The 20,537-nt window shown below is 63.8% G+C and carries 14 protein-coding genes; 2 read left to right on the forward strand and 12 right to left on the reverse strand.

Annotation, left to right across the window (positions count from 1 at the left end):
* Positions 1-22 precede the first annotated feature (22 nt).
* Positions 23-895, forward strand: a complete 873-nt coding sequence (locus tag AC1VON_RS25435) for a 50S ribosomal protein L11 methyltransferase (protein ID WP_172349822.1) — start codon at positions 23-25, stop codon at positions 893-895.
* Between the two features lie 202 nt (positions 896-1,097).
* On the opposite strand, the gene AC1VON_RS25440 is transcribed toward AC1VON_RS25435, so the two are convergent.
* Positions 1,098-4,130, reverse strand: a complete 3,033-nt coding sequence (locus AC1VON_RS25440) for an autotransporter outer membrane beta-barrel domain-containing protein (protein ID WP_172349821.1) — start codon at positions 4,128-4,130, stop codon at positions 1,098-1,100.
* 638 nt (positions 4,131-4,768) lie between these two features.
* Between AC1VON_RS25440 and AC1VON_RS25445 the strand changes: the two genes are divergently transcribed.
* Positions 4,769-6,613, forward strand: coding sequence for an aminopeptidase P family protein (locus tag AC1VON_RS25445; RefSeq protein ID WP_483125266.1), 1,845 nt, complete (start codon positions 4,769-4,771; stop codon positions 6,611-6,613).
* A gap of 171 nt (positions 6,614-6,784) precedes the next feature.
* Here the strand turns inward: AC1VON_RS25445 and AC1VON_RS25450 are convergent, their stop codons facing one another.
* The 11 genes from AC1VON_RS25450 to AC1VON_RS25500 all read right to left on the reverse strand — a co-directional run bounded on the left by AC1VON_RS25450 (position 6,785) and on the right by AC1VON_RS25500 (position 20,246).
* Positions 6,785-7,081, reverse strand: coding sequence for an AzlD family protein (locus AC1VON_RS25450; protein WP_172349819.1), 297 nt, complete (start codon positions 7,079-7,081; stop codon positions 6,785-6,787).
* Positions 7,078-7,806, reverse strand: a complete 729-nt coding sequence (locus AC1VON_RS25455; protein ID WP_483125267.1) for an AzlC family ABC transporter permease — start codon at positions 7,804-7,806, stop codon at positions 7,078-7,080. Before AC1VON_RS25455 ends, AC1VON_RS25450 begins: the two co-directional genes overlap by 4 nt.
* Positions 7,807-7,976: 170 nt before the next feature.
* Positions 7,977-8,669 (reverse strand): DUF2461 domain-containing protein, encoded by a 693-nt coding sequence (locus AC1VON_RS25460; RefSeq protein ID WP_483125268.1) that lies wholly within the window; start codon positions 8,667-8,669, stop codon positions 7,977-7,979.
* Positions 8,669-10,873: an NAD-dependent DNA ligase LigA gene (gene ligA / locus AC1VON_RS25465; protein ID WP_483125269.1), complete on the reverse strand. Its 2,205-nt coding sequence runs from the start codon at positions 10,871-10,873 to the stop codon at positions 8,669-8,671. Before ligA ends, AC1VON_RS25460 begins: the two co-directional genes overlap by 1 nt.
* Positions 10,874-10,987: 114 nt before the next feature.
* Entirely contained in the window at positions 10,988-12,661 is a 1,674-nt protein-coding gene (gene recN / locus AC1VON_RS25470) for a DNA repair protein RecN (RefSeq protein ID WP_483125270.1), read from the reverse strand.
* 317 nt (positions 12,662-12,978) lie between these two features.
* Positions 12,979-13,848, reverse strand: coding sequence for an outer membrane protein assembly factor BamD (locus AC1VON_RS25475; RefSeq protein WP_172349814.1), 870 nt, complete (start codon positions 13,846-13,848; stop codon positions 12,979-12,981).
* A 265-nt stretch (positions 13,849-14,113) separates the two neighbouring features.
* Positions 14,114-15,064, reverse strand: a complete 951-nt coding sequence (lpxC, locus tag AC1VON_RS25480) for a UDP-3-O-acyl-N-acetylglucosamine deacetylase (protein ID WP_483125271.1) — start codon at positions 15,062-15,064, stop codon at positions 14,114-14,116.
* Between the two features lie 279 nt (positions 15,065-15,343).
* Complete coding sequence (gene ftsZ / locus AC1VON_RS25485; RefSeq protein ID WP_483125272.1) at positions 15,344-17,020, reverse strand: cell division protein FtsZ; 1,677 nt, start codon at positions 17,018-17,020, stop codon at positions 15,344-15,346.
* A 66-nt stretch (positions 17,021-17,086) separates the two neighbouring features.
* Positions 17,087-18,394 (reverse strand): cell division protein FtsA, encoded by a 1,308-nt coding sequence (ftsA, locus tag AC1VON_RS25490; RefSeq protein ID WP_010910249.1) that lies wholly within the window; start codon positions 18,392-18,394, stop codon positions 17,087-17,089.
* Entirely contained in the window at positions 18,391-19,332 is a 942-nt protein-coding gene (locus AC1VON_RS25495; RefSeq protein WP_483125273.1) for a cell division protein FtsQ/DivIB, read from the reverse strand. The genes ftsA and AC1VON_RS25495 overlap by 4 nt, the downstream gene beginning before the upstream one ends.
* Entirely contained in the window at positions 19,320-20,246 is a 927-nt protein-coding gene (locus AC1VON_RS25500; protein ID WP_483125274.1) for a D-alanine--D-alanine ligase, read from the reverse strand. Before AC1VON_RS25500 ends, AC1VON_RS25495 begins: the two co-directional genes overlap by 13 nt.
* Positions 20,247-20,537 lie beyond the last annotated feature (291 nt).

The raw sequence follows: 20,537 nt of genomic DNA on the forward strand, positions 1-20,537 counted from the left end.
AAACTCGAAGAAGAAACTCCCGATGACCCAGACGCGGCTCCATTTCACCACCGGAAAGATCGAGGCTGAGCGCGTCTTCGCGGCGCTTGAGTTGGCCTTCGAGGATGAAGGCTTGCCGATTGCCGTGCTCGAAGTCGACGAGGACAAGGACATCCACGAGGTCTCGCTCTACGCCGATGGCGACGTCGACGCCGTCGAGGCGCGGGTGAAGGACATTCTTGCCGGCCTCGCTCTGTCGCAGCCGGTCGAGCGCGAAGCACTGCCCGACATCGACTGGGTGGCGCGTTCGCTGGAAGGCCTGAAGCCGGTGCGCGCCGGCCGTTTCTTCGTCCACGGTGGACATGATCGCACAAAGCGCCACAGCGGCGAACTCGCCATCGAGATCGAGGCAGGCCTCGCCTTCGGCACCGGCCACCATGGCACCACCGCCGGATGCCTCGATATGCTGGAGAAAGTGGTGCGGCGCGAGCATCCGCGCAATGCGCTCGACCTCGGCACCGGCAGCGCGGTACTGGCCATCGCCGTCGCCAAGCTGGCGCATATTCCGGTGCTCGCCACCGACATCGATCCCGTGGCGGTGAAGGTCGCCGCCGCCAATGCGCGGCTCAACCATGTCAAGGCGCTCGTCGAAACGGTGACAGCCCCGGGCTTTCACAACCCGATCTTCGGCAAGCGCGCCCCCTTCGATCTCATCGTCGCCAACATATTGGCGCGGCCGCTGATGCGGCTGGCGCCGCAAATGGCCGGGCACATCGCGCTTGGTGGCTCGATCGTGCTGTCAGGCATTCTCGAGCGCCAGCGCGATGCCGTCATCTCGGCCTATGTCGGCCAGAATTTCCGGCACGTGCGCACCTTGCATCGCGAAGGCTGGGTGACGATCCATCTCAAGCATTGAGACAGGGCGGGCACTGCAGCGCCGGCAACAGCAAGATCCGTTCCGAAATTGTTGCCAAAGCCCAAAACTCCGCCGACCGGAGTCAGCGGAGCCTTGAATGCTGTTTTCTACCAGCTTCAGATGCCTGTGAGGGAAACAGGCCTTTCAGAACTTCGCCACTGCACGAATGTTCCGCCCCAACAGCAAAAAGCCCCGTCGCCGCCTAGAAGCTGATGCCCAGATTGGCCTTGAAGCCGTTGTCGAAGGCATCCGGCCCGAACTGCCCGGCATAGGACAGGCCAAGCGTCGCGTTTCGCGCCAGTTGCACATCGAAGCCGGCTTCGACCAGCATCGCATCCCTGGCGATCGGCGCCCCGGCGATGGTGAAATCGTCGCCGCCGGCAAAGGCGACGGTCGACAGCGGCGTGACCTCGCCATAGGCATGGCGCCAGCCGAACATGCCACGCGCGGTCGCCGCCACGCCACCAATTGTGATGTCGGTGGAAGCTCTGACGCCGAGCGTGGTGAAGGTCGCATCCGACGAGGAACTGCCGCTGGTCAGCGCCGCGGCGCCGCCGCTCTCCGCGAAGCCGTCTGTGTGCAGGTTCACGTAAGCGAGATTGGCGAACGGCTCGAAGGCAAACGGCCCGGCATCGGTCTTGTAGGCCAGTTCGCCGAAGGCCTGCGCGGTCGCGGCGTCGTAGTCGGCTGACAGGCCGTCGGTGAAGCCCTGGAGCGCGACGGAGCGCGACGTCGAGATCCGGTGCCAGGTGTAGGCGGCCCCGGTACGAAAGGCGATGGCGCCCCAATTGGTCCCGCCATAGAGGCCGAGATGGTAATTGTCGCTGTCGCCGGAAGAATGCCTGTCGTCGGCATTGAAGCTGGTGCGGCTGTAGCCGCCGACCACGCCGATGCGCCAGTCGCCGGCCAGGCCGTCGGCGCCGACCAGCAGGCCGCCGGTCGACCGGTCGAAGGCGGCCGCATTGCCGTCGCTGTCGGTACCGCCCCAGGAGCCGAAACCCTGCGACCAGATGGCGAAGCGGTCGGTGTCGGCGGCGACGGACTGAACGCCGTCCTCGCCATAGGCCATGACCGGCAGCGAAGTGGTCTTGCCGCTGTCGCCGAAGGCCGAACGCAGGCGCGCCGTCACCGCGTCCTGCAGGAAGTGGCTGTCCTGGAGGAGCATGCCCTTGGCCGAGGCATGGACTTCGCCCGAAAGCTGGTCGAAAGCGGCCTGCGCGGCCGCGTCGCTCGGCAAGGCAAGCACCGCGCTGACCAAGGCACTGCTGGCCGCACTGTCCAGCCCCGCGCCGGTGGCGATCTGGTTCGGCGTCAGGCCGGCGGAGCCGAAGGTCTGCGTCTGGGTGACATCGATATAGGCATGCGTCGCATCGGACGTGGTGCTCAGGCTGATGAAGGCGGAAACCTGCGGATCTCCGACCAGAGTAAAGGTTCCGCTGACGCTGGCGGCTTCGAGCACCGTGTAGCGGGTGCCCGCCACCAGGCTACCCAGCCCGATATTGCTCACTGTCAAGCCGGCGCCACTGTCGATGGTGGCGGCGCCCGTTGCGTCGATCAGGTCGGAGAGCCCGGCGGAATTGAGTTCCACCGCATAGGTCGAACCGGCCCGGAATTGGGCGGAGTAGTCGACGGTCAAAGTGCCGATCGCGTTTTTGCCGGGCGCGACCGTGCCGAAAGCATCGAGCACGCCAACCGTGCCGCCGCCGCCGAGCGTGCCGCCGCTATCGACCGTAATCCCCGCACTAACAAGTGAGCCGGAGACCAGCAAGGTGCCGGCCTTCACCACGACCCCGCCAGACAACGGGCTCGAACCCGACAGCTCGAAAGTTCCCGTGCCGTCCTTGATCAATCCGCCATTGCCGGTGATGACGCCCGAAAATACCGTCGAGCCGTTGTTGCCTCCCGTGAGCAGGCCGCCTACCCCGGCATTGACCGTTCCCGCGCCGGCAAGCGAGCCGATCGTCTGTTGGAAATTGTTGAGATCGAGCGTTGCGCCGCTTTCGATCGTATAGGCGCTGTTTGCGCTGAAAAGGTTGGTGCCCAGGCCCGCCTTCAGCGTCCCTTGGGCGACATCGGTGGCCGTGGCATAATTGTTGTTGCCGGCGAAACCGTCCACCGTCAGCGTTCCGGCCCCAGTCTTGGTGAACGTCCCGCTTGGCGTATCGTTGTCACCCATGCTGGCGGTCGTGCTGACGTCGAAACCGTTGGTGTCGATGGTACCGCCCGCAGCGCCAAACAGGATCGAGACGTTCGGAAGGTTGAGGTTTGCGCCGGCCTGCAACGTGCCGCCATCCAGTGTGATCGGGCCTGAGCCTAGCGCATGATCGGCAGTGACCCGGATCGTTCCCTCCTCGATCATAGCGCCGGAGCTGAAACTGTTGCTGTTGGTCAAAACAAGCGTGCCGGCGCCGGTCTTGACGATCGCGGTTGGATCGCTGAATTCCGAAATCTGACCGGCATAGGTTCCGGTTGCCCCCAAGCCGACATTCAGATTCATGCCGGCATACATGGTGAGGTCGTTGTTGATCGTGATGCCGTTCTGGATGTCGATGGTCGTGCCGCCGTTGGCGTAGACGGGCCCCGTTCCAAGCGCCGCATTGTTGCCCAGGCTGAGCGTGCCGCCATAGAGATTGGTGCCGCCGGTGTAGGTGTTTGCGCCATTCAAGGTCAGCAATCCATCACCGCTCTTGGTGAGGCTTGCGCCTGAGATCACGCCATCGGCCGTAAAATGAGCACCGGCATCGACCGTGACGACAGTGTCGGAGACGAGATTGAAACTGGCGCTGGCGTCCAGGTCGGGAATGAAATTGTGCGTCTGCACGTTGATCGCGGCCTGCCCGGAGGCCTCGAAATTCAAAACGCCGCTTGAAAACCGGTAACCGCCGGAGGTGCTCGTGGCATTCAAGTTCAGCGTGCCGACCGTATAGGGTCCGCCAGCCAGGAAAACGGTATAGCCGAGCCCCTGGTCCGGCGCGTCATGGTTGAAGTTCGCGACCGCATCGACGCCGTTGGGAACCGTTGCGGGAGTCCAGTTCGCGGCCGTACCCCAATCGCCGCTGTTGTGAGCGAAATCCTCGGCCGAGGCGACACCTGACGTGATCGGCGTTACAGCGGCCACGATCAGCCCGGCTAACAGCAGAGCGGGAAGCGACGTGGACGACAGAAGCGAGCCCGCAAGCCGCGCATTCACTTCGCCATCGCCTTTGGCACGCGCTGCGCAAACAGAATGTCTCATCTACCCCCCGACCAACCATCCATTGGGTGAATCGACCCCTTAAGCCCGTGGCGACGCTACGAAACCCGCTGCCGAGAGACAAGCGAATGTAAGCCGTAAAGATTACCGGAACCAAGCAACACAGAACTCGGCCAGAAATCAGAGCAAATCCGTTGCGAATTTGCATCAATCAACAGTTGGCCACACCAGACGCCAGACCGCGAACAAGCACGGTTTCTGCCGACTGACTGGCTCAGGATGCAGTCCTCATTTCCAACATCGATCCTGCAAGCGGCGCATGGCTAGCATCATGGCCATGTCGGAATTGGTCCGCCAACACCAACCTTGACCGGAAGGCCCCCCCTCCGGTCAAGACAAGAAAACCCGAGACAGATAACTTGCCGTGCGAAGTGACGCACGCGCAAAAAGCGGCCATTGCTGACTTTTTCTGGTTACAATTGCCGGGGTGCTGGCGGGCAGCGCGGCGATGCCGCGTCGTGTTGGGGGCGAACAACGAATACCCCGCCCTCGTGCCGCGGCTGGACCAGCCCCATTTGGTTGTCAGCCAGGCGGCGCTGTAGCAGTTTGCGCCGGCCGGAAATCGATTCCGCTTTCCCAGCCCATAGGTTACGGTCGCGCGACTACCAAGGAGGCCCATAATGTTCCAGACCTTCGATTCCGCCGGCGACCCCTCGGTCGGAAAGCCGCGCGTGGCGCTGCTGCGCCAATGGCTGGGCGCCAATGGCCTCGATGGTTTTATCGTGCCACGCGCGGACGAGCATCAGGGCGAATATGTCGCCGATCGTTCGGCACGGCTGAAATGGCTGACCGGCTTCAGCGGCTCGGCCGGTGTCGCCATCGTTCTGCGCGACCGCGCCTTCGTCTTCGTCGATGGGCGCTACACGCTGCAGGTGCGCAATGAGGTCGATCTCGACATTTTTTCGATCGAAAGCCTGGTCGACAACCCACCCGCTGTCTGGCTCAAGGACAATATCGGCAAGGGCGCGCGGCTCGGCTTCGATCCATGGCTGCACACGATCGGCGAGGTCAAGGCGCTGCAGGCCTCGGCCGACAAGACCGGCGCCGTGCTGGTGCCGCTCGACAAAAACCCGATCGACATCATCTGGAAGGACCAGCCCGCCGCACCCGTGACCCCGGTCGAGCTGCACCCGATCGGCTTCGCCGGCGAGCTCGCCAAGGACAAGCTGGCGCGGCTGGCAACGGCGATCGGCAAGGACGGCGCCACTCACGCGGTGCTGACCGACCCCTCCTCCATCGCCTGGGTCTTCAACATTCGCGGCGGCGACGTGCCGCATACGCCCCTGGCGCTCGGCTTCGCCATCCTCGCCGCCGACGGGTCGCACCAGCTGTTCATGGACAAGCGCAAATTCTCGCGCCAGGTCGCGGCCTATCTCACCCAGCTCGCCGATCCGCATGAGCCCGGCGAGTTCGAGGCGGCGGTCGCAGCGCTTGCCAAGGGCGGCGCCAAGATCGCGCTCGACCCGGTGCTGGCGGCCGACAGGCTGCGCATGCTGGTCGAGGACAATGGCGGCATGGTGATTGCCGCGCCCGACCCGGCCCGCATCCCGCGCGCCACCAAGAACCAGGCCGAGATCGCCGGCTCACGCGCCGCGCATCGCCGTGACGGCGCGGCGGTGGCAAAGCTCTTGTGCTGGCTGGAGCGGCAGAAGCCCGGCTCGCTCGACGAGATCGCGGTGGTCACCAGGCTGGAAGAGAGCCGCCGGCAGACCGGCGAGGAAACGCAGATGCCGCTGCGCGACGTCTCCTTCGACACCATTTCCGGCGCCGGTCCGAACGGCGCCATCATGCATTACCGTGTGTCGCGCGCCACCAGCCGCAAGCTCCAGGCCGGCGAGCTGTTCCTGCTCGATTCCGGCGCGCAGTATCAGGACGGCACCACCGACATCACCCGCACCGTGCCGATCGGCCAGCCGACCGAGGAGATGCGCGAGCGCTTCACGCTGGTGCTGAAAGGCATGATCGGCATTTCCACGTTGCGCTTCCCCGCCGGCACGCGCGGTTCGGAGATCGACGCCGTCGCCCGCATGGCGCTCTGGAAGCATGGCTGCGACTTCGCCCACGGCACCGGCCATGGCGTCGGCTCGTATCTGGCCGTGCATGAGGGACCCCAGCGCATCGCCCGCACCGGCACCGAAAAGCTGCTCGAAGGCATGATGCTGTCCAACGAGCCGGGTTACTACAAGGAAGGCGCCTACGGCATCCGCATCGAGAACCTCATCCTGGTGACGCCGGCCGAACAGATCGAGGGCGGCGACATCGCCATGCACGGCTTCGAGACGCTGACGCTGGCGCCGATCGACCTCAGGCTGGTGCGGTCAGACCTGCTGACGCGTGACGAACTGCATTGGCTCGACGCCTACCATGCGCGTGTGCTGGCCGAGATCGGACCGATGCTCGATGGCGAAACCCGGGCCTGGCTGGAAAAGGCGACGGCACCGCTGCCGCATGACGCGAAGATTTGAGGTTAGCTTCTTTCTCCCCGTTCTACGGGGGTGAGACGTAGTCCGCGCAGTGGACGAAAAGCCAACTGCCTGGCTTTTCGAACAACGAACGCCCGGAGCGACAGCGGAGGGCATGCCCGGCAGGGCAATGAGGGGCAGCGCCAATGCTCCGAAAAAGATCGCGCTTACAAACTACCCTACAAATTGTCGCGCCAGGATCAGCACCGCGGCACCCGCCAAAAACATCGACATCAGCCCGCCGCGCAGCGAGACCGCGGCGGTGACGACCAGTGCGGCCCATTCCGCCGGTCCGGCATTCAACAGTTCCGGCGCCACCAGCGTCGTCAGAACCGCCGCCGGCACCGCATTGAGGCCTGCTTCCACGCGCGGATGGATGTTCTCGAAGCGGGAGATGACCAGATGTCCGCCGACGCGGGTGAGATAAGTGGCGATCGCGCCCGCGATGATGATCCAGAACGTCGTGCTCATGGCCGCTCTCCAACGCCGCTATGGTGCGGCGGCAGGATGACGGCGAGCAGCACGCCGGCAACAGCGCCGATCGAGACGTGCCAGGGCGAGCCAACCGTCTTGTAGGCGATGATGGACGCCGCGGCGCTGGCGATGACCACTGGCAGCCACAGCGGCCGCTTGCGAAAGCCCATGACGAGGCCAAGAAAATAGATCGGCAGCAGAAAATCGATACCCAGCGCATGCGTATCGGGGATCAGCTTGCCGAACACCGCGCCGAGCGCGCTTTCGATGATCCAGAACAGATAGACCGGCAGGCCGAGTCCCAGATACCAGGCAAAGCTGACGGTCTGGCCCGATTGCGCCCGCGCTTCGGTCACCGCGTATTGCGGATCGGTGAGGATGAAATAGCCGAGAGCTTGGCTGATGACAGGCCAGTGCGCGATGCGCCGGCCAATGCCGGCCGAGTAGAGCACATGGCGGAAGTTGACGGCGAAGATCGACAGCACGATCAGCCACGGCGCGACATGCTGGCCGAACAGCTGGATGCCGACCATCTGGCTGGCGCCGCCGAAGACCAGCGCGCTCATCAGGAAGGCTTCGAAGACCGAGAAACCTTGGTCAACGGCAAGCGCTCCGAACAGCACAGCGAACGGCGCCGACGCCACCACGACAGGCATGGAGAGCCGCACGCCTTGCCAGAAGTCGCTTTTGCCGCCGCTCTGCGAGATCACGTCCGTCGCCATCGACCACTCCTGATGCATGTTCGCCCAAAAGTGCGTAGCGGTTTGGGAGTACGACATGCACAACAACAAGGAGTGGCGGTATGTAGGTGGCACACCGTGCCTTGTCACACGAATTCGCTTGAGCCAAACCATCAGCGGAAATGATCGTGGCGCTCCGGTCCGAATAGAACTTAGTCCTTCGCGATTTTGCCCTCGATCGTCCTGCCCCAGTCGAGCAGCGGCTTGGCGCGCATGGTGAAATCGACGAGTTCCTCGACCAGCGCTGGCGTATGGATTCCCGCCGGATCGATGACGTGCTGGACCACGAAATGCCGGTTGCGGATGGCCTCGGCCAGATCGGGATCGCTGATATGCTCGAAGCCGCGCGGCGTCCGCTTCATGCGACCCTCCGCCTCCAGCCCAAGCCGGTTCTTCTTCAAGGCCGCCGCCAGGCCGCGAAATGTATCTGGCCGCGTTGCGATCGCCTTGCGCATGGCGAGCAGCGAGGCCGGCTCCGGGTCCCACCAGGCGACGTCGGCAAAACAACGCTCCAGCCCGATATGAACATAGAAGACGCCTTGCGACATCTTGGTACCGTCCGGCGACAGGATCGCCGAGACATGCCGGTTGTAGGGCCGCTTGTCCTTGGCGAAGCGCACGTCGCGATTGATGCGGAACAGCGACTTCTTGCGGTCGCCACGCAGGCCAAGTCCGGCATCGGCGAAACGCTGCGTCAGCGTATCGACGAGATCGCCCAGGGGATCACGCAGTTCCGTTTCGAACAAGTCGCGGTTCTCCAGGAACCACTCCCGGCTCTGGTGGAAATCCAGTGCCTTCAGGAACGGAATGGCCTTCGGGCCGAACCCTTTGAACGCTCCTTCCATCACGCCTTGCCGACCCGCTGCAGCCAGGTGTCCTCGTCGATCACTTCGACGCCGAGTTCACTGGCAAGCTTGAGCTTGGAGCCGGCACCCGGTCCCGCCACCACCAGATCCGTCTTGGCCGAAACCGAGCCGGCGACCTTGGCGCCGAGACGCTCGGCCATAGCCTTGGCTTCGGAGCGGGTCATCTTTTCCAGCGAGCCGGTAAAGACGATGGTCTTGCCGGCGACCTCGCTGTCAGCCGAGACGGTGACGACATACGGTTTCGGCTTGACCTGTTCGAGCAGCTTATCGAGCACGTCGTCATTGCGCTCATTGCCGAAGAAATCGCGCAGCGCGTCGATCACCGTGTCGCCAACGCCGTTGATCGACGGGAAAACGGCATGCGGATCCTCCGCCGCCGCCGTCTCCTTGCCAACGCGGATCAGTTCCTCGATGGTCGAGAAGGTCCTTGCAAGCACAGCCGCCGTCGTCTCGCCGATATGGCGGATGCCGAGCGCGAAGATGAAGCGGTCGAGCTCCGGTTCGCGGCGCGAATCGATCGCCGCGAACAGCTTGTCGAGGCCTTCATAGTTGCGATCCTCGACGCTGCGCACATTCTTGCGCGTCTTGCCGGACGCCGCCTCGCGCTGCCTGGCCTGCTCCTCTCGCCGCTCGGCAAGCGCCTTGGTGACGGCGGGTCGACGGTCCCGGAGCGTGAAGATATCGGCGGCTGTCTTGATCAGTCCGGCATTGAAGAAGGTGTCGATGTTCTCCGCGCCCAGACCCTCGATATCCAGGGCGCCACGCGACACGAAATGGCGCAATCGTTCCACGGCTTGTGCTGCGCAGATCAGCTCGCCCGTGCAGCGGCGCCGGGAATCCTCCTTGCCGGTCTTCTCGTTGATCTCGCGCGTTGCCGGTGAACCGCAAACCGGACAGGTGTGCGGGAATTCATAAGGCACGGCATTGGCAGGACGCTTGTCGATGACGACGCTGACAATCTGCGGGATGACGTCCCCTGCCCGCTGGATCACCACCGTGTCGCCGATGCGCACATCGATGCCGTCGCGGATCGGCAGGCCGTTGCTGTCGAAACCCTTGATGTAATCCTCATTGTGCAGCGTGACGTTCTCGACCACGACGCCGCCGACGGTGACAGGGGCCAGCCGCGCGACCGGCGCCAGCGTGCCGGTGCGGCCAACCTGGATGTCGATCTTCTCGACCGTCGTCATTGCCTGTTCGGCTGGGAATTTATGGGCAATGGCCCAGCGCGGCTCGCCGGTGACGAAACCCCAGCGGCGCTGCAACTCCAACTGGTCGACCTTGTAGACGACGCCGTCAATGTCGTAGCCGAGCGACGAGCGCTGCTCCTCGATCAGATGGTAATGCGCCACCAGTTCCTCGACCGACTTCGCCCGCACCATCAAGGGGCTGATCTTGAAGCCCCAATCGGCGAATTTTTGCACCGATTCGTACTGGGTCGGCGCCGGATCCGCCGTCGTGAAGCCCCAGGCATAGGCGAAGAACTTGAGGTTTCGGGTGGCGGTGACGGAGGGATCCTTCTGGCGCAGCGAGCCGGCCGCCGTGTTGCGCGGATTGACGTAATCCTGGCCGCCGGCCGCTGCCGAGCGCTGCTTCAGCGCCTCGAATTCCGCATAGGTCATGTAGACCTCGCCGCGTATCTCGATGATTTCGGGCCAGCCCGAGCCTTTCAGCTTGGCGGGGATGTCGGCGATGGTCCTGAGATTGGCGGTGATATCTTCGCCGACGGCACCATCGCCGCGCGTCGCGCCCTGCACGAACACGCCCTTTTCGTAGCGCAGCGACGCCGACAGCCCGTCGATCTTCGGCTCCGCGGTGAAAGCGATGTCGAGATCCTTGTCACGGTCGAAGAAGCGCCGGCCGCGCTCGATGAAATCGGCAACATCCTGGTCTGTGTAGGCCTTGGCGAGGCTGAGCATAGGCACGGCATGGCGTACCTTGGCAAAGCCCTCCGCCGGCGGCGACCCGACCCGGCGCGAAGGCGAATCGTCGCGCACCAGGTCGGGAAAACGCTCTTCGATAGCGAGATTGCGCCGCGTCAGCGCATCATAGGCCGCATCCGAGATTATCGGCGCGTCTTCGGTATGGTAGCGCCGGTCATGCTCGGCAATCTCCTCCGCGAGGCGCTTCAGCTCGGCTTCAGCCTCGCTTTCGCTAAGCGAATAGACAGGTTTTTCCGACATGCTTTTCGTCCCCGACGGTGGCGCGTCACAATAGATCAGGATTTTGGGAAAATCATTCCCAACCAGTAGCATGGAGCCATATCCTGACTCGATCCGTGACGCCGGATATTGTTGTTACGCCGCGTTTGTATTTTCGCGCAGCAGCCGCTCGGCGGCCGCGCGTGCCTCGTCGGTGATCGTGGCGCCGGCCAGCATGCGGGCGATCTCTTCCTGTCGTGCCGTCCTGTCCATCTCGGCAATGCCGGTCGCCACACGATCGGTGCCGCCCGATTTGGAGATCAGGAAATGCGTCGCCGCGCGCGCCGCCACCTGCGGCGCGTGGGTCACCGACAGCACCTGCACGCGCTTCGACAGCCGCGCCAGCCTTTGGCCGATGGCGTCTGCCACGGCGCCACCGACGCCGGTGTCGATTTCGTCGAAAACCAGCGTCGGTGCCGAGCCACGGTCGGCCAGCGCCACCTTCAGCGCCAGCAGGAAGCGCGACAGCTCGCCGCCGGATGCAACCTTCATCATCGGCCCGGGTCGCGTGCCGGGGTTGGTGCGTACCCAGAACTCGATCTGGTCTATGCCCTCTTCCATGCGGGTCTCGGCCTCGCTCTTCATCTCGACGATGAAGGCGGCGCGTTCGAGCTTCAACGCCGGCAATTCGGCCATCACGGCCTTGGTCAGGCCAACGGCCGCCGCGTGACGAAGCGAGGAAAGCTGCGCGGCGGCGATGTCATAGGCTTCACGCCCCGCGGCGGCCTGCTTTTCCAGCCCATGCAGGCGTTCCTCGCCAGCGTCGAGATCGGCGAGGTCGGCCACCATCGTGTCGCGCAGTTGCGCCAGATCGTCGACGGCAACGCTGTGCTTGCGTGAAGCCGCGCGCAGCGAAAACAGCCGCTCCTCGGCTTTCTCCAGCCGCTGAGGGTCATATTCGGTGGCGCGAAGTGCTGCCTCGACGCCAGACTGCGCCGCGTCGAGCGACAACATGGCTTCGTCGAGCGACTTGACTACGTCCTCGAGCAGGCCGGGCGCCTCGGTCGCCTTGCGCTGCAGCCGCCTCAGCAGACTGGCGAGTTGCGGCAAGGGTGACGACGGACCTGACAGCACATCCTGCGCATCATGGATTTCGGAAGCGATCTTTTCGGCGCGCATCATGTGGGCGCGCAGTTCGGCAAGTTCCGTTTCCTCGCCGGGCTGCGGATCGAGCCTGGTCAGTTCCGTGACCGCGGCGCGCAGATAGTCGGCCTCGCGTGCCGCCGCCGCCACCTTGGCGCGGTGGCGCGTAAGCTCCTGCTCGCAGGCGCGCCAGTGCCGCCAGGCCTCGCCGGTCGAGCGGACGGCCCCAAGATGGCCGCCGAAGGCGTCGAGCACATCCCGGTGCGCACCGGGATCGACCAAGGCTCGCTCATCGTGCTGGCCGTGGATTTCGACCAGCGCGCGGCCGACATCGCGCATCAGGGTCACGCTGGATGGCTGGTCGTTGACGAAGACCCGAGTGCGGCCGTCCGCCGTCTGCACGCGGCGCAGGATGATGTCGCCGTCATCCTCGATGGCGTTTTCGACAAGCAGCGCGCGCACCGGATGGTTTCGCGGCACATCGAACACGGCAATGACCTGGCCTTGTGCCGCGCCATGGCGCACCAGCGACGCGTCGCCACGCGCGCCAAGCGCCAGCGACAGGGCATCGAGCAGGATGGATTTGCCGGCGCCGGTTTCGCCGGTCAGCACGGAAAGGCCCGGCTGGAAGTCGATATCCAGCTTCTCGATCAGGACGATATCGCGGATCGACAGTCTGGAAAGCATCAGAACCCGGACCTCAAGCAATTCCAGGAAAAGTGCGTAACGGTTTTCCCATCGGAATTGCGACAACAAGAGATAGGACGGTTCAGCGGCTCAATCAAACCACAGAACCGCCGTGGAGCGGCACGCGACCAATCGGAGTCGCAGCGCCGCACTATCTTTTTGTTTCAGCGTCGGATCAATCCGAAAAAGCGCGTCGCCGCGACGCGCCTTAGAGCAATTCCAGGAAAAGTGTGAAACGGGGTTCCCATGGGAATTGCGTCAAAAACAAAGAGATAGAGCGGTTCGCCGTTTCCGTGAAACGGCGAGCCGCTCTAAGATCAGGCGCCGGTGATCAGCTTTCCGGCCTTGGATATCCACGATCCGGCATTCTCGCGCGGCGCCAGTCCGTTGCTCTGCAGGAGCTTGTAGGAATCCTTGTACCACGGGCTGTCGGGATAGTTGGTGCCGAGCACGGCGGCTGCCGTCTGCGCCTCCGAGGTCAGCCCCAGCGCGTAATAGCTTTCGGTCAGGCGGGCGAGTGCTTCCTCGACATGGCGCGTGTTGGAATAGCTCTCCACCACGGTGCGGAAGCGCTTGACGGCGGCGATGTATTCACGGCGCTCCAGATAATAGCGGCCGATCTGCATTTCCTTGCCGGCGAGCTGGTCGTTGGCGAAGCGCATCTTCTCCTTGGCGTCGTCGACATACTCCGAATTCGGCCAGCGCGTCACCAGATCCTGCATCGTCTGCAAGGTCTGGCGTGCTTCCTTCTGATCCTGCGTCACGTCCTTGATCTGGCGATAGTAGCTCAGGCCGATGATGTACTGCGCGTAGGGCGCGTCATCGGTGGACGGATACAGCGCCAGATAGCGCTTGGCCGACGAGATAGCATCGTCGTAGCTGCCCTTTCGATAGTCGGCGAAAGCGCCCATGACCATCGATTTACGGGCCCATTCCGAATAGGGATGCTGGCGATCGACGGCGTCGAACTTCTTGCTCGCCTCATCCAGGCGTCCCGCGTTCATGTTGGCGAGGCCCTGATTGTAGAGGACGTCGGCCGGCTCGGTCTGGTCGACATAGGTCGACAGGTCGATGTCTTTCTCCGACGACATGCAGGCCGACAGGAAGAGCGATGGAACAACCAGCGAAAGCGCCAGGAGAACAGACCGCTGGGGCGCTTTCGATTGACCGACTCGCTTGAAGAACATGATTGGATTGCGCCCTTTCGGCGTTATTTTAATGCCTCTTGCATGCTGTTGTCCCAAAATTGGTCCCCACTTTTGAGCGACATGCACTAATCGACGGCAGCAGCCATAAACCATAACCGCCTTGCCCGGCAACGCTATGTCTAGCCAATCGCACATTTTTGTGGCGGCCGACCGGCGTCGAAGCATCCCTGCAATTTCGCGTGCTTGTGGTGCATTCCTGCAACACTCGGCGCCCCCGTCACCGGGGACGAAAACGTCGCGGGGCTCAGATCATCCAGGGCGCGTAGAGCGGCGCATTGACGGCGCTCATCTCCGCCGCGCGGCCACGCTCGCGGCGTGTGGTCTCGACGATCTCGAAGGCCGTGCGGTCCGACAGCAGGCGGCGCAGCGCGGCCGCGTTCAGCCTGTGGCCGCCGCGATAGGAGCGGAAACAGCCGATGAAACGGGCTCCGGCCAACGCCAGGTCGCCCATGGCGTCGAGCGTCTTGTGACGCACGAATTCGTTGGGATAACGCAGGCCGCCCATGTTGATGACCCGGTTGTCGTCGCCGATCACCAGCGAGTTCTCGAGCGACGAGCCAAGCGCATAGCCGGCGGCCCACAGCCGTTCGACATCCTTCATGAAGCCGAAGGTGCGGGCGCGCGCAATGTCGCGGCGGAAAATGTCCGCATTGATATCCGATGCGAAGAGCTGGCGGCCGATGGCGGGGCTTTCGAAATCGATCTCGATCTCGAAGCGGGTGCCGTCATAGGGCCTGAACTCCGCCCAGGACGCACCGTTCTCGATGCGGACCGGCTTGACGACCCTGATGTAGCGCCGCTTGACCAGCAACGTCTCGATGCCCGCCTGGTCGATGGCTTCCACGAAGTCCATGGCGCTGCCATCGAGGATCGGAACCTCGTGGCCATCGATCTCGATGAGGACATTGTCGATGCCGAGCCCGAGCAGCGCGGCCATGATGTGCTCGACGGTGGCGATGTGCTCGCCCGAGGGATCGCCAAGCATGGTGCAAAGGTCGGTGGCGCCGATCTCGGAAAACAGAGCGCGGAATTCGCGGCCCTGCCCTTCTCCACCGATCATCTGGAACACGATGCCGGTATCGGCATCCGCGGGCAGGAAACTGACGGAAACTTCTTTGCCGCTGTGAACGCCGGTGCCTGTAAGCGACGCGCGCGTCTTCACTGTCGTCTGGTAGTCGTGCAAGACAATCCCCATAAGCCCGAAATGCCTAGGTCCGCTTCTCCAGCCCGAGGGCGCGGCTCTTGTGAAATCGGCAGGCAGGGCCACTTCCCCGAAATCCCGGCAGACCGACTATGGTAGGCAGCGAAGATAATGTCCCGGCAGGGAGACTCCAAATCACGGTTTCTTACTCTTTGTAACCGCGAACTGGAACATGTACGGCACTGTAACCGATTGATTTTACACCATTTAAAACGTTAACAGGCAAGCAATTCCTTGCTTGCCTGTTAACGATTGTTACAGTCCGTTAACGGTTCAGTTGGCTTGGCGGCGCAGGAACGCCGGAATCTCCAACTGATCGTCGTCCTGAGTCGCCCTGGTCTGCGGCGTCAGGCGGCCCTGGTCATCCAGCTGGCCGCGGCGCGGGGCGTAGAGCTGGGCGTCCTGGCTGGCGAGACGGCGCACTTCAGGAGCAGCCTGGCGCAGCTTCGGCTCGCGCGGTTGCGCCGGCTGCAGCCGTGCCGGCTCCTCTTCGCGGCGGGTCAGGCCGTTGGTCAGGCGCTTCAGAAGACCCATCGGTCCGCTGTTGTTCTCGTGGTCCGCCGGACGGCTCTTGGCGTCCACCTCGGCCTTGACCACCGGCGGGAAGTCCTCGACGCGCGGCATGCGCTGCGGCGCCATCGCCACCGGCTGCTGGACCTCGCGCGGCTGCGGAGCCGGCTGCATCATCTGCTGGACGACCGGCTGCGGCATGGGCTGCGGTTGTGCCGGGGGCGCCTGGAAGATCTTGCTCTGCGGCCGGAAATCGTCCGCATGGGCGACCGGAGCCGGGCGAGCCTGAGCCATGGCCGCGGCATTTGCCTCGGCGAGTTGGATGGCCTCGGCGACCGGGTCGGCGGCACGCGGCTCATAGACAGGCTGCTGGACTGGCGCCGGGCGGCTTTCCACGGCGGCCACGGCCGGACGGCCGGCCGGCTTCGGCGGAGCGGTACGGATCGAGATCGGCGCCGCTGCGATTTCAGCCGCCGACTTGTCGATGCCGGTGGCGACCACCGAGACGCGGATGACGCCTTCGAGTTCCTCGTCGAAGGTAGCGCCCAGGATGATGTTGGCGTCCTGGTCGACTTCCTCGCGGATACGGGTCGCCGCTTCGTCGACTTCGAACAGGGTCAGGTCGCGGCCGCCGGTGATCGAGATCAGCAGGCCCTTGGCGCCCTTCATCGAGGTCTCGTCGAGCAGCGGGTTGGCGATCGCGGCTTCGGCGGCGGCCATCGCACGGCCCTCGCCCGAAGCCTCGCCGGTGCCCATCATCGCCTTGCCCATCTCGCGCATCACCGAGCGCACGTCGGCGAAGTCGAGGTTGATCAGGCCTTCCTTGACCATCAGGTCGGTGATGCAGGCAACGCCGGAATAGAGCACCTGGTCGGCCATGGCGAAGGCATCGGCGAAGGTGGTCTTGTCATTGGCCAGCCGGAACAGGTTCTGGTTGGGGATGACGATCAGCGTATCGACGCATTTCTGCAGTTCCTCGATGCCCATGTCGGCCGTCTTCATGCGGCGCTGGCCCTCGAAGTGGAACGGCTTGGTGACGACGCCGACGGTGAGGATGCCCTTTTCGCGCGCGGCGCGGGCAACCACCGGAGCAGCACCGGTGCCGGTGCCGCCGCCCATGCCGGCGGTGACGAAGCACATATGGGTGTTGGTGAGGTGGTCGAGGATCTCGTCGATGCATTCTTCCGCCGCCGCGCGGCCGACTTCCGGCTGCGAGCCGGCGCCGAGGCCTTCGGTGACATGCGCGCCAAGCTGGATAAGCCGGTCGGCCTTCGACATGGTCAGCGCCTGCGCGTCGGTGTTGGCCACGACGAACTCGACACCGCGCAAGCCCGCGGTGATCATGTTGTTCACGGCATTGCCGCCGCCGCCGCCAACGCCAAACACGGTGATGCGCGGCTTAAGCTCGGTAATGTCCGGCTTCTGCAGATTGATGGTCATTGTCTCCGTCCTTTGCCTTTCACGCCGCTTCGCCGCCGCGGCCGCCTATGGGGCTGTCCCCGTCAATTAGAAACTGTCTCTCAACCACTGACTCATGCGATGCAGTTTTCCACCCGTTCCGGTCATCCTGAGACCGGAAATGCCTTTCGCCGGATGGCTCTCGAAACTCGCCATCTGCGGATAGATCAGAAGCCCGACGGCGGCCGAGAAGGCCGGCCCCTTCGCCGCTTCGGGCAGGCCCGCCACGCCGAGCGGACGGCCGATGCGCACATTGCGCCCCAGGATGCGGCGCGCCGCTTCCGGCAGGCCGGCCAACTGGCTGGCGCCGCCGGTGAGCACGACGCGCTTGCCGACCGCATTGCCGTAGCCGGATTTGTTCAGCCGGTCGCGCAGCAATTCAAGCGTCTCGTCGATGCGGGCGCGCACGATGCGCGTCATCACCGAACGCGGTATCTGCAGAGGCACGTCGCCGTCATCGCCGATCGGCTGGATCGAGACCAGATCGCGGTCGTCGGCGCTGCCCGGCAACGCCGAGCCATGCATCACCTTGAGCCGCTCGGCGGCATCAAGCGAGGTCGAGAGCCCCTTGGCCATGTCGAGCGTGACGTGGTTGCCGCCGATCGCGATGGCGTCGCCATGGACGAACTTGCCTTCCGAAAACACCGAGATCGTGGTCGTGCCGCCACCCATGTCGATGCAGGCAGCACCCAGCTCCAGCTCGTCATCGACGAGCGCCGCCAGCCCGCTGGCATAGGGCGTCGCCACCATGCGCTCGACCGACAGATGCGAGCGGTTGATGGAGAGTTCGAGGTTGCGCATTGGTGCCGCGTCCCCCGTCAGCACATGCATGTCGACGCCGAGCGCGTCGCCGACCATGCCGCGCGGATCGCGCACACCGCGTTCGGCATCCAGCGAGAAGCCGACAGGCAACGAATGGATAACCTCGCGCTCGGCCTTGAGCGCCTGTTTGGCGCCGGCGCCGAGCACCCGCTTGATGTCGGCCTCATCCGCCTCATGACCGCCGAGATTGATGGTCGCGGAGAAAGCTTCGCTCTTCAGCCGGCCGGCGGTCATGTTGACGATGAGCGAATCGACCGTCAGTCCCGCCATACGTTCGGCGGCATCGACGGACAGCCGGATGGCATGCTCCGCCCGGTCGAGATCGACGACCACGCCCGACTTCACGCCTTGCGACTTCTGGTGACCGATGCCGATCACCTGGATGCGGTGCGAGCGGCCGCGCAAGAGCTTGCCGTCATCGTTCGGCTTGAGCTTGGCCACCATGCAGCAGACCTTGTTCGAGCCGACGTCCAGCACCGTCAGGGTGCCGGACCGGCGCGACGAGGCATCGCCAGAACCGCCAAGCCAGCTCATATCTTCGTCTCCGGCTTGCGCTTGAGGGTTTTCGGCTTCTCGTTGAGGGCAGCCTCGCGCTGCGTCACCGCCTCGGGCGTCAGCTCCACGACCAGCCGGTCCGTGAGCCGCATGTCGACGGCGGCGATGTCGCGCGACAGCAGCCCCTTGTCATGGTCCATCTTAACCAGCTCGGCGAGCGCCTGGTCCTCGTCATCCTCGGGCAGCTTGACCGTGATGCCATTGTCCAGCTTCAGATCCCAGCGCCGGTCGCCGACACGGATATAGCCTTTCACGCGGCTCGCGAGGTCGGGATATTTTTCGATCTTGGCCAGGAAATCAGGTGCCTTGGCCGGCGCGCCCTCGCCGATCAGCAGCGGCAGCAGCACCTGCTTGCCGCCGGAGAACGGGGCGATGACGGCACCATCCTTCTCGATGACCGAGAGATCATTGCCCTGCTGCCAGAGCGCGAAGGCCTCGCGTTCCTCGACGCGCACTTCCAGCGTATGCGGGTAGACCTTGCGCACCGCCGCCACCTCGATCCAGGGCAGGCCGGAAATGCGCTCGCGCGCGGCCTCCGCGTCGAAGCCGATCAGCGACGTCCAGCCGTCGAGTTCGAGCCTGTCGAGAATGTCGATCTCGGATGTCTGGCGGTTACCGACCACCTTGACCTGATCGACGGCAAAGCCGGTGCGGGCAGTGATGCTCTGGATGATGCCATCGGCATGGCCGCCGAGATAGGCACCATAGGCACCACTCGAAGCGAGCAGCACCGCCGACATCATCGCCGCGGAGAAACGCGGCGCCTCGAATTCACCATCGCCCAGGCGCGCCAGGATGCGCACCGGGCGGCGAAGCACGCGCGGCAGCACGAAATGGCCTGATGACAGCGACAAGCCGAACAGCGACGGCCCAGCCGCGCCCCTCTCCTTGCCTTGTCCCCATTTCAACGCAGACACGAAGCGTCCTCCACCATCCAACTCAACAATTCACCAAACGAATGCCCGGCATGGGCTGCGATTTCAGGCACCAAAGACGTCGGCGTCATGCCCGGCTGAGTGTTGACCTCGAGCCATACAACCTCGCCATTTTCGGAGTGACGATCGTCATAACGGAAGTCCGACCGGGAAACGCCCCGACAGCCGACAGCTTGGTGAGCCTTGAGCGCCAGTGTCTGTATTTTTTGGTAAATATTCGGTGAAACTTTTGCGGGGCATTCGTGTTTTGATCCGCCCGCGACATATTTTGAATCGTAATCGTAGAAGGAATGCCCCGTCGGAATGATCTCGCAGACGCCGAGCGCCACATCGCCCATGACGGCGCAGGTCAGTTCCCGCCCGTGGATATAGCGCTCGACCATGACGGTATCGCCATATTTCCACTCGGACGAGCCGACGACCTGCGGCGGATGAGACTGCCCTTCGGAGACGATAACGACACCGAAGCTCGAACCCTCACTGACCGGCTTGATCACATAGGGCGGCTTCATCGGGTGCTTGTTCTGGATGGCGAAGCGATTGGCGACCTTCGATTCGGCGACGGGAACGCCGAGCGATTTGACAACCCTCTTCGCCTGCTCCTTGTTCATGGCGAGCGCCGAGGCGAGCACGCCGGAATGGGTATAGGGAATGCCGAGATATTCGAGGATGCCCTGGATGGTGCCATCCTCGCCGAAGGGGCCATGCAACGCATTGAAGGCGACGTCGGGCCTGAGATCGGCAAGCACGGAGCTGACATCGCGCCCCACATCGACGCGGGTGACCTGATAGCCTTCCTTCTCCAGAGCATCGGCACAGGCCTTTCCGGAAGACAGGGACACGGGCCGCTCGGACGAAAACCCTCCCAGCAGGACGGCCACATGCTTGCTTTTCATTCCCCGTCATCCCCTCTCACGGCGGACCAAAAACCAAGATTTCCGCAACATTGAGTCCAAGTCTCCCGGCAGGATGTCCCCCCAGACGGAAAACGCGGATAACGCGTCGAACGACTCAAATCAGGAAACGCTTTCGAGCAGAGAATCAGAGAGTTGATTCACTGGCAAGTACTTATGATTCCGAGAGATTCACTTTCTGAGAAAATGGATGCGAAAACCGTGTCGCTGAGTCCCCAGAGCAACGGTTTGTGCGTTCTGCGGACGCGTTGAAGTTCATCCATCACGTGAACT

Source organism: Mesorhizobium sp. HAY1-8B (assembly GCF_056868045.1).

Coding starts and splice junctions, on each gene's coding strand:
- AC1VON_RS25475 (WP_172349814.1), bottom strand. CDS start 13,848: ATGTTCTTCAAGCGAGTCGGTCAATCGAAAGCGCCCCAGCGGTCTGTT.
- lpxC (WP_483125271.1), bottom strand. CDS start 15,064: ATGGGGATTGTCTTGCACGACTACCAGACGACAGTGAAGACGCGCGCG.
- ligA (WP_483125269.1), bottom strand. CDS start 10,873: ATGTCGGAAAAACCTGTCTATTCGCTTAGCGAAAGCGAGGCTGAAGCC.
- ftsZ (WP_483125272.1), bottom strand. CDS start 17,020: ATGACCATCAATCTGCAGAAGCCGGACATTACCGAGCTTAAGCCGCGC.
- AC1VON_RS25435 (WP_172349822.1), top strand. CDS start 23: ATGACCCAGACGCGGCTCCATTTCACCACCGGAAAGATCGAGGCTGAG.
- AC1VON_RS25440 (WP_172349821.1), bottom strand. CDS start 4,130: ATGAGACATTCTGTTTGCGCAGCGCGTGCCAAAGGCGATGGCGAAGTG.
- AC1VON_RS25455 (WP_483125267.1), bottom strand. CDS start 7,806: ATGGCGACGGACGTGATCTCGCAGAGCGGCGGCAAAAGCGACTTCTGG.
- AC1VON_RS25445 (WP_483125266.1), top strand. CDS start 4,769: ATGTTCCAGACCTTCGATTCCGCCGGCGACCCCTCGGTCGGAAAGCCG.
- ftsA (WP_010910249.1), bottom strand. CDS start 18,394: ATGAGCTGGCTTGGCGGTTCTGGCGATGCCTCGTCGCGCCGGTCCGGC.
- AC1VON_RS25450 (WP_172349819.1), bottom strand. CDS start 7,081: ATGAGCACGACGTTCTGGATCATCATCGCGGGCGCGATCGCCACTTAT.
- AC1VON_RS25460 (WP_483125268.1), bottom strand. CDS start 8,669: ATGGAAGGAGCGTTCAAAGGGTTCGGCCCGAAGGCCATTCCGTTCCTG.
- AC1VON_RS25500 (WP_483125274.1), bottom strand. CDS start 20,246: ATGAAAAGCAAGCATGTGGCCGTCCTGCTGGGAGGGTTTTCGTCCGAG.
- recN (WP_483125270.1), bottom strand. CDS start 12,661: ATGCTTTCCAGACTGTCGATCCGCGATATCGTCCTGATCGAGAAGCTG.